This is a genomic window from Xanthomonas dyei, from assembly GCF_002939865.1.
Classification (GTDB): Bacteria; Pseudomonadota; Gammaproteobacteria; order Xanthomonadales; family Xanthomonadaceae; genus Xanthomonas; species Xanthomonas dyei.
Genome location: NZ_MDEE01000077.1, coordinates 1 through 8406, shown reverse-complemented (window position 1 = coordinate 8406; position 8406 = coordinate 1). Strand labels below are relative to the sequence as shown.

Annotated in this window: 7 protein-coding genes and 1 pseudogene; 3 read left to right on the top strand and 5 right to left on the bottom strand. The window is 58.6% G+C overall.

Features of this window, described 5'->3' with window-relative positions; translation table 11 throughout:
* Window positions 1–474 precede the first annotated feature (474 nt).
* Window positions 475–1596: a type III secretion system YopJ family effector XopJ gene (gene xopJ / locus XdyCFBP7245_RS22820; protein ID WP_104617639.1), complete on the bottom strand. Its 1122-nt coding sequence runs from the start codon at window positions 1594–1596 to the stop codon at window positions 475–477.
* Window positions 1597–1949: 353 nt separating this feature from the next.
* The gene (locus XdyCFBP7245_RS22815) at window positions 1950–2987 is read right to left on the bottom strand and encodes a hypothetical protein (protein ID WP_244907907.1); all 1038 of its coding nucleotides are present in this window, start codon (window positions 2985–2987) and stop codon (window positions 1950–1952) included.
* A gap of 95 nt (window positions 2988–3082) precedes the next feature.
* Between XdyCFBP7245_RS22815 and XdyCFBP7245_RS22810 the strand changes: the two genes are divergently transcribed.
* The 3 genes from XdyCFBP7245_RS22810 (at window position 3083) to istB (ending at window position 5926) form a co-directional block, all read left to right on the top strand.
* The gene (locus XdyCFBP7245_RS22810; protein ID WP_104617637.1) at window positions 3083–3370 is read left to right on the top strand and encodes a hypothetical protein; all 288 of its coding nucleotides are present in this window, start codon (window positions 3083–3085) and stop codon (window positions 3368–3370) included.
* Between the two features lie 261 nt (window positions 3371–3631).
* Complete coding sequence (istA, locus tag XdyCFBP7245_RS22805; RefSeq protein ID WP_046932710.1) at window positions 3632–5167, top strand: IS21 family transposase; 1536 nt, start codon at window positions 3632–3634, stop codon at window positions 5165–5167.
* 15 nt (window positions 5168–5182) lie between these two features.
* Window positions 5183–5926: an IS21-like element helper ATPase IstB gene (gene istB, locus XdyCFBP7245_RS22800; protein WP_011347650.1), complete on the top strand. Its 744-nt coding sequence runs from the start codon at window positions 5183–5185 to the stop codon at window positions 5924–5926.
* Here the strand turns inward: istB and XdyCFBP7245_RS22795 are convergent.
* The 3 genes and pseudogenes from XdyCFBP7245_RS22795 to XdyCFBP7245_RS22785 all read right to left on the bottom strand — a co-directional run.
* Window positions 5854–7377 carry an XVIPCD domain-containing protein gene (locus XdyCFBP7245_RS22795; RefSeq protein WP_342352105.1) on the bottom strand — a complete coding sequence of 508 codons (1524 nt, stop codon included), beginning with the start codon at window positions 7375–7377 and terminating at the stop codon, window positions 5854–5856. The two genes, istB and XdyCFBP7245_RS22795, sit on opposite strands and share 73 nt — an antisense overlap.
* Window positions 7350–7979, bottom strand: a complete 630-nt coding sequence (locus XdyCFBP7245_RS22790) for a hypothetical protein (protein ID WP_104617640.1) — start codon at window positions 7977–7979, stop codon at window positions 7350–7352. The genes XdyCFBP7245_RS22795 and XdyCFBP7245_RS22790 overlap by 28 nt, the downstream gene beginning before the upstream one ends.
* Window positions 7980–8065: 86 nt before the next feature.
* Window positions 8066–8311 (bottom strand): annotated as a pseudogene (locus tag XdyCFBP7245_RS22785) (SymE family type I addiction module toxin); the annotation flags it as partial.
* Window positions 8312–8406: the final 95 nt, after the last annotated feature.

Here is an 8406-nt window from a genome sequence, read left to right as displayed (position 1 = left end):
GAAATGGCGAAACTCCGAAGATCCAAACGCGATTCTCCGGAACGATGCGGACATTCTGCCCTCTTAGGCCTCGTTGTTCAGACCTTCCCTAAATAAACTGGACAAAGCTATCAGCCAAACTGGACGGCGGCGTCATTTAGGCTGGACGGTTGTGACTTGCAAAGTCAGCGCAGGCAGGCAAGGAGGATGCAACTAGCACAGCACCGGCTGGCCTGCTGCTGGTCAGAGGCAGCGGTTACAGAACGCCCAGCGCCGACTGCGGGAGGACTGCGCGGTCGCGTCCTGCTAGCGAGGGATTCTAACGGAGCCTATGGGCGATCGCCGGCAGCCGTTGGTGACCCTCTTGATCACCGCATGCGCCATCCATGGAGTGAAGTCGCAGCAACATATCTGCGCCCCCCGTAGTCGCGGCAAAGAGAGCCGACCTGCGCGACCATCACCGCGCGCAGCCCGGACATCAAGTTCACCATTTGCCTATGACTGGCGATCAGAGATAGCTGTCTCCAGTGCTGATCGAATCTTTGTGGCGCGCGACGTCTCGATCGACGCGCTGTAACCTCGATCTACGCGGAAGGCCTGAACTCGTTGCTCCAGCGATTCATGTTGCTGCTGGCGTCCGCTTGTGCTGACATCCGTGTAGGCACTTTCTGGTTGGGATAGGTCCACTTCTTCTACCACGCCGCAGCTGTGCGTGTGCTTATAGAAGATGGCGGGCAGCATCTTTTCTCCGAGCATGAGTTCGACTCCAGCGTCTTCCAAGAGCGCGTTGGGCGAAGCCGCGCCTTGCCCGTATGGATCAATCGTCCCGTGGTTGACCATGTTGTCATGCCACTGATCGAACAGGGATGAGTGCTGGTGAGCGCGCAAAGCGAAATGCAGATCGAATATCAGGCAGTCCGCTGCAGACTTCTGTGCCCCCACCTGAATGAACGCAAATTTGGCATTTTCACCGAGCTGAGACAGGGCCTGACGCCGCAGTTGGGTATGGCCGGTCACGAAAGTGAGCAGTCTCGCCGGCTCCAGTACGATTACGCTTGCTTCGCCATTAGGTCTCCGTCGAACATCCGCTGCTACGTGATGTCCACCATCACGTTTTAGTCGAAGAACGGCACGCTGGGAAACTACTGAGGTGGTTTGCTCGGACAAAGACCGCAAGAAGTCAATAGGCGAGTCAAAGTGCTGGAGGTTCAATCCAGGGTAACGGCGGTTATACACCGAGGCTAAGGCCGGCAGATTTTTGATGTCGAGCTTCAGAAGCGCCTCATCCGGCTGCTTGTTCGTCGCCAACATTTTCAAGGTCTGCTCTCCGTACTTCACTATACTTGAGCGGACTCTTGCATCTTTTGCATCCGACAGGGAGTTGGCTAACAGCTCGGTTTTCAGTGCGACTCGCTCAGGCAGGCCGCTACGAGAAAGGTCAACTTTCTTGCCACGTCTTGCGAGCCCCTGCAACGCTGGGTCAGTGGCCGAGTAAGAAGACGTGGCCTGAGCCGGGGCCCCACTGCCCTCTTCCGAGGGCGTAGCATGCTCTGCGACGTGGGCTGCATAATGCTCAGGTGAGCCAGCCACGCTCGGCTTTGAAACGCATAGACCCATGTTGATCTCCTACAGTGACTGTGGGAGCAAGTTTGACGAAAATCTTTCTGATTCGCGCTGGCTCACCGAAGTCATAGCTGGGACGACGAAGCATTGACGCGCGGGATTCTCGAGCCTCTATAAGAGGCTTGGCAGGGATTCTTGAAAAATCCTTTTCTGACAGCAAGTTAGATCACTTTTTTCTTTTTTTACGAATCCCTGCCGACCCTCGATCGGCTTGTATTACATCTCGATGGAATCGAACACTTCGGTGCGAAGTCTTGGAGCAGAGCGGTTCAATACCCGATTGCACGGGCGCTTACGAGAAGGCCGATTGAGGTCGTGAGGAGTGTTCATGTCAAAGCGAAGGAAGTTCAGGCGCGCCAAGCGGCAATTCGATCTCTCACCTCATCCGGCATCAGGCGCTCGCGCCTGCCGGCGTGAAGCGTCCTCAGTCCCCACTCCCATGCAATGTCTTGCTCTGCCACCCATCGCTTGGCGTTCTCGCTGGATTGTTCGACCGGCTGAGTCAGCCGAAAGCGTGGTCCGAGCCCAAAGAACAGATCGAAACCGAAATCAATCGTCAGCAACCGACGCAGCTGCCGGGTATGCCCGCCCGGGAGATAGCCATCCCATCCAGCATCCTCCAGCTGCAGTAGGACGCGGGAGAAGCAGAAAGCCTGCCTCTGCATGATCCTTGGATGCAGATCAAACGCAAGCTCCTTGTCTTCTGCCAACGGAAAAATGAAGCAGATGAAGTAGGCGAACAACTCCTCTGCGATCTCCCACAGCGGACCCTCAATCGTGGCCAGGAACAGGCTGGCGTGCAGCGAACGCCCGAGTTCAAAAGCCCGCCCTTGATTTCCTGCTTCATGCGCTTCTCGAAGCAATACGACGAGCGCGGCTAGGCTATCCAGGCCCGCTTGTCCCTCCAGGCGTCGAGTCACTTGGCGCGTTGCTTTACGCCGCACATAGCGTCCGCGCTCCAACGCCTGCTGATCGAAGATCGCCATCTGGATCCCGGGTCCCAACCGCTTTAGCAGCGTGTCGGCATTTACCCCAACAGGGCGGGAGATGTCCAGCGCGTCCCAAGCTGCTGCCATGAGGATTTCACTGGAGCCTGCCATGGCTGCTTCTGTGGTGCGGAGAGTCTCGGCGCCGGGGACGTGCTTACCCAGCGCGTACTTGGCCCACAAATTGTGATGGTGCTCGCCCTTGAGGTAGGTGCAGGGCTGCAAAACCTGACCCAGGCGATAGGCCGTCGGACGGCCCATACGCGCCCGCAGCCCCTCGAACCATAAGCCAACCTTCAGCACGTTCAAGGCCTTCTCAGCGGAACGGTTTGCGTTCGATTCGGCCAAGCGAACTACCGCTTTTACCCGCCCAAGTTTGTAGTCCTTGATCTGTATCAATGGCTTATCCGACTCATCGCGGTGCAATTTAGAGTAACGCGGAAGCCCTCAGTTTCCTTCTGGGCGACTATCGGTGCAATCGTTACGCTAGCGGCATGACAGAGCGTGACGAACACATCGGCGCGTTGGCCAAAGTCCTGGAGCAGGATCTGTTGCACCACTATGGCCCGGTGATAGGCCAGGATGATCTGCGCCAAGCCCTGGGCTACACCTCGCTGGATGCGTTCCGGCAGGCTCTGTCCCGTGACTCGCTGCCAGTGCCGGTGTTCCCCATCCCTAATCGCCGCGGCAAATACGCGCTTGCCAAAGACATTGCGCACTGGCTGGCAGGCTTGCGCGACCAAGCCATCCGGGCATCGCACCCAAACGGAAACACGCAATGACTGCGAACATGGAAGACAGGGGGTCAGCATGACCTGACGACTCCCACCGCCATTCCACACGTGGGAAATGCAAAAGCCCCCAAGCGCGTCAACGCTTGGGGGCTTTGAGGGTGTAGCTAGAACCTGTTCGCTGCATTCTCGGCATCCGCCCTCCCTTCGTCAATCTCTGTTTGTCAGCTCTTACGCGCTGGCACGGGGGACTGTTGCCGCTGTTCTGGCCCGAATGCTGGTGCCTGGAACGAAGGCGGTGCAAGGAGTGCCATGAATCCGTTGAAAGACCTGTGCCGGTGCCTGCTGCGCACTGACCTGACCGATCGGCAGGTTGGTCAAAAGTTGAATCGCTCGCCGACCACGGTCGGCCGCTATCGCAAACGCCTGCGAGCCCTCTCACAATCGTGGGATGACATCGAGAGCATGGACGAAGTCGCGCTGGCGCGCCGATTGAATCCGGGCAAAAGTAGTGCGAAGAAGTTGCTCGTTGAACCGGATTGGTCGTATGTGCACGCCGAGCTGCAGCGGCGCGGCATGACGATTACGCTATTGCATGAGGAATATGCCCTTGGCTTAGAAGCCGGGGCGATGTCAGAGACCGAGTTCCGACGCCGCTACCGCCGCTATGCGCGTAAGCGAGGACTGGTCATGCGTCAGGTGCGTGTACCGGGACAACAGCTGTTTCTGGACTTCTCCGGAGTGCGCCCTTCGATCACTGATCAGATGACCGGCGCAACAACCCCGGTGGAGCTCTTCGTGGCGGTCATGGGTGCCAGCCGCAAGACCTTCGTCTATGCCGTCGCAAGCCAGAAATCGGTTGACTGGATCGCTTGCAATGCAAAGGCGCTGGAGTTCTTTGCGGGCGTGCCCACCTATCTGGTGCCAGATAACCTCAAGGCGGCGGTGACCTCCGTTTCCGGGCAGGACGGGGCACTGCTGAACATGACCTACGCCGAGTTTGCTGCGCACTACGACACCATGGTGCTGCCGGCACGTCCGCGCAAACCTAAGGACAAGGCGCCGGTGGAGATTGGGGTGCAACTGGCCCAGCGTTGGATCCTGGCGCGGCTGCGCAATCGGGTGTTCTTCTCGCTGGAGGAACTGAATCGCGCCATTGCCGAGCTGGTGGACCGCATGAACCTTCGTCCGATGCGTGGGTCCGGCGGAAAAAGCCGTCAGCAACTGTTCGAGGAACTGGACGGCCCCGCGCTGCGTCCCTGTCCGCAGATGCCCTACGAGTACGCAGAGTGGAAGCTTAAAGTCCCTGTGGGACAGGATTACCACGTCCCTTGGCAGGGCCACTTTTACTCGGTTCCTCACACATTGGTTGGCGCAAAGGTGAACTTGAAGGTCACCCGGGAGGCCGTGGCAGTCTTCCACCGCGACAAGCGGGTGGCCATGCATCCGCGCAGCGGCGAAGTGGGTGGATGTAGCACGTCACCGGAGCACCAGCCCCCGGCTCATCGCGCTTACGCACAAGACACGCCGGACGTACTGATGACATGGGCGCGTCAGCAAGGAGGCGCCCTACATAAGTTCGTGCAACGACATAGCGCGACCCATCGCCGACCGGCACTGACCCTGCAAGCCTGTCGAGGGCTGCAACGCCTTGCGCGTGAACACGGGATCGAAAGGCTGCAGGCGGCCTGTGACCGGGCCGTACGCATCCAAGCCAACAGCGTCAGCTCGGTGAAGTCGATCCTGGTGCGCCATCTGGATCGCAGCGCATCTTGCGATGACAGTGCAAGCAACGATGACGCTCCACAGGCGCACGAAAACGTGCGCGGTGCTAACTACTACTCATAATTCAGGGAGAACATTATGTCTTTGGAACATACGATTGATCAGCTACGAACGCTCAAATTGACCGGCATGGTGGCTGGCGTCGAACATCAGCTCGCCCAATCCAGCTACGGAGCACTCGGCTTCGATCAGCGCCTTGGCCATCTGGTTGACGCCGAGGTGAGTCAGCGGGACAGCAAGCGCTTCACGCGCCTGATTCGCAATGCCAAGCTCAAGGTCTACGCCGAACCGGAGGCTATTGACTATCGTGTTGGGCGCGGGTTGGATCGATCGGTGATCGCGGATTTGCTGACCTGTGGCTGGATTGAGCACCGCCAAAACGTTTTGGTCACTGGACAAACAGGTACTGGAAAGACTTGGTTGGCATGTGCCCTGGCCGTACAAGCCGCACGCCAAGGGATCACCGTAGGCTACCGGCGCGTAGGCCGCCTGTTGGAAGACATGGAGGTCGGGCATGCGGACGGCTCACTGGCCAAGCTTCGCAATCAACTCGCCAGGACAGGCCTACTAATCTTGGATGATTTCGGCCTGACGCCGCTGAGCAGCCGCGGACGTGCAGATCTACTGGAATTACTCGATGACCGTGTCGGCTCTGGCGCCACGATTGTGGCTGGCCAGATGCCAGTGCAGGACTGGCATGCGTTTATCCATGACCCTGCTTTGGCTGATGCCATCATGGATCGACTGATTCACAGCAGCCACAAACTAGCGCTCAAGGGTGAATCCATGCGAAAGACGAAGGCGGCCAAGTCCTGGAAGTGAGTGCTGGCGGCGCTGTCCAGCGCTTCTGGCGCTCGCATCCAATTCATTTGGCGGCGGTGTCCAGTTCCGTCGCCGATGAGTGTCCAGTTGGTTGGCTTTTCGTACTGGTGTGCCGGGTCATTGAGTGCACCCTGGACAATGAAGACCTTTTCGCCACCGGCCAACTGCGGTGTCGGGTTGTTGAGCACGACATGATCCACCCGTGACAGCCCTTCCTCTTTTGCCAGCGCAAGCAGGCTGGCCGTCATGCGTTGGCTCGATGCATCCCACTCTTTGCCATGTTGGGCATCGAGCTGCATCACGCCACCTCTGATCTGCTGGTACAGCGCGTGGTCTGGGTGGCCCGGCTGTGATGGCATCTGCGCCGGGGAAGAAGGTGGTGATTGCGGGTCGCGCTCGCGTAGCTCCTGCTCCAGCGCCTGGGCAGAAATCGGCGAGACGTATAGATGATTGTCCTTGCTGTGCTGGAAGAGCCCAGGTGTTGGCGGCTGCTTACTACTGTCGAGGTACGGCATGGGACGGGTGTCACTGCCTAGATCGATGCCGTTGCGTTCCAGGATTTCCTCCTTGAATCCCAGACGCTGCATGTTCAGGATCATCGGCTGCTCTGGCTCGCCGGGCTTTGACTTGTTGTAGTGACGCTCGTAGATGGCGGCGGTGCCGACAACCCACGGACCATAATGATTGACGTAGTCGGACTGGCCCGCATGACCGATACGCGTATCTTTGACCGACTTATCGAAGTAGTTCACCCCCATCGCCTCGACGTTACTTGCCGTGGGCGACAACGTTAGGTCGCTATTGAACGTCAGGTTTGGCTTGGGTGTATAGACGCTTGGATAGCCGCTGCGCGTGACGAAATCTCTAGCCCGACCATCTGCGAATAGGTACACATCTTCAAGCGTAGGATTAGGGTTGCGAGTCTTGACCGCGCTCACTATGGCGTTCCATCCGGCTATTTCGGCCGTTGATTCGTCCGTCCGGTTACTGGCCAGCACTTTTTCACCAGCAGCAGTGTGATCGTGTGTGCTACGGGCAATTTTTATGGCTTCTGCCTTGAATTGCTCCCGCGCAAGTGCGGCAGTAGGGCTGTAAAGGCTATGCTGAATTTCATGTCCCAAGACAAAGGTCAAATCGCCTGCCGCGGCATGCTTGCCGTTGGCATCATTCGCCAGGGCTGCGAGCGGCAAATGAATTTCCTGATCGCGTGGATCATAGATGCCTCCCGCATGCGGGTCATTTAAAGGTGCGAAGCCTTTCAACACCTTTTTCTGCACCGCCTCGTTGATCTGGCGGGTCAACTCGGGCGAATCGTTCAGAACCCGATTGAAGTTGTCCAGGTGCTCACGCGTGACACCTGGTTGCTGACTAAATGATGCCACCACGGCACTTGCTTCTTGGCTCAACATGTCCGCTCCTTGGACTAGCGAATTTGGACCCATTCGACGCATTGATGAGTGGCGCGCTCTGGGGGTGCGTCAGCTTCACCACGCGGAAAGAGCTCTACGCGCATCCCTGGGCGCTGGAAGATCTCACTCATCCATCGTCCATCCTCGACAAAGTTGCGCTGCCGCGAAAACCCCATTTTCTCTAGGTGTGCTGCAAACGTCTCGAAGTCGATCTGGCAGATATCCGACATAGAAGGAGACGCTTCTGGCGGGTTAGGCAGGAACAGGAACTCGAACCACGCCCCCTTCACTTCGGTTTTGTTGACACCAAACCCGTAGTGCCATTCGCTTGTCAGCACCCCGCTGGCACCGAACCGCCCGGAACCATCATCGCGATACTGCACCGGCTGGCCCATTGCTCGAGACACATGATCGGCAGTGAACGACTCAATGCTGGCGCTTGTGCGGATCAGCTCCAGCACCCGTTCCAATGCTTCCTTCGCGGAACGCGGTCCACTTTTGGAAGGATCTGCAGGTACGTGATCGGCTGAGGAACTCATGGCAGATGTCTCCGTGACGGTTGCCGGGGCTGGGGTGGCCGCCGTGTGGGCGCATGCGCCCAAAGCGAGGGTGGCGAGCAAGGCATAAAGGGGGCGCGCGATCATGAAGCGTCCGTTGTGCGCTGGTGTGGCTGCGACGCTAGTGGCATCCGGCACCGAGGTCAATCGCAAGGGGTCTGGCAACCGCGCCATCATCGCCGCACGCTTTGCGCCTTGGCGGGCACCTCCACCGGCGGCAACACTTCCATCAACAGCTGCCCCGCGCTGGCGGTGATGCGCAGCTTGGTGCCGATGGCAAAGCCCAGTTGTTCCAGCCATAGGCCACTGAGGCGGACGTGGGGTACGTGCTGGTCGCCGGCGTGATTGTGGGCGCCGGAGTAATGGGTGTAGCTGACGGTGCATTGGCGCGGGCGGCGGGCGCGGCGGGGTGCGCCTAGAAAGAAGTGAACCTGGAACTTAGGTATCCCCACGTTTTTAAGGTACCAGGCTCATCTGCTCGCGCACTGCTTCGGGCAGGGTGCGCAAGCGTTCT

Excerpts from the sequence above, each read along its gene's own strand:
- xopJ (WP_104617639.1), bottom strand. The coding sequence starts at position 1,596 with ATGGGTCTATGCGTTTCAAAGCCGAGCGTGGCTGGCTCACCTGAGCAT.
- XdyCFBP7245_RS22810 (WP_104617637.1), top strand. The coding sequence starts at position 3,083 with ATGACAGAGCGTGACGAACACATCGGCGCGTTGGCCAAAGTCCTGGAG.
- istA (WP_046932710.1), top strand. The coding sequence starts at position 3,632 with ATGAATCCGTTGAAAGACCTGTGCCGGTGCCTGCTGCGCACTGACCTG.
- istB (WP_011347650.1), top strand. The coding sequence starts at position 5,183 with ATGTCTTTGGAACATACGATTGATCAGCTACGAACGCTCAAATTGACC.
- XdyCFBP7245_RS22795 (WP_342352105.1), bottom strand. The coding sequence starts at position 7,377 with ATGCGTCGAATGGGTCCAAATTCGCTAGTCCAAGGAGCGGACATGTTG.
- XdyCFBP7245_RS22790 (WP_104617640.1), bottom strand. The coding sequence starts at position 7,979 with ATGATCGCGCGCCCCCTTTATGCCTTGCTCGCCACCCTCGCTTTGGGC.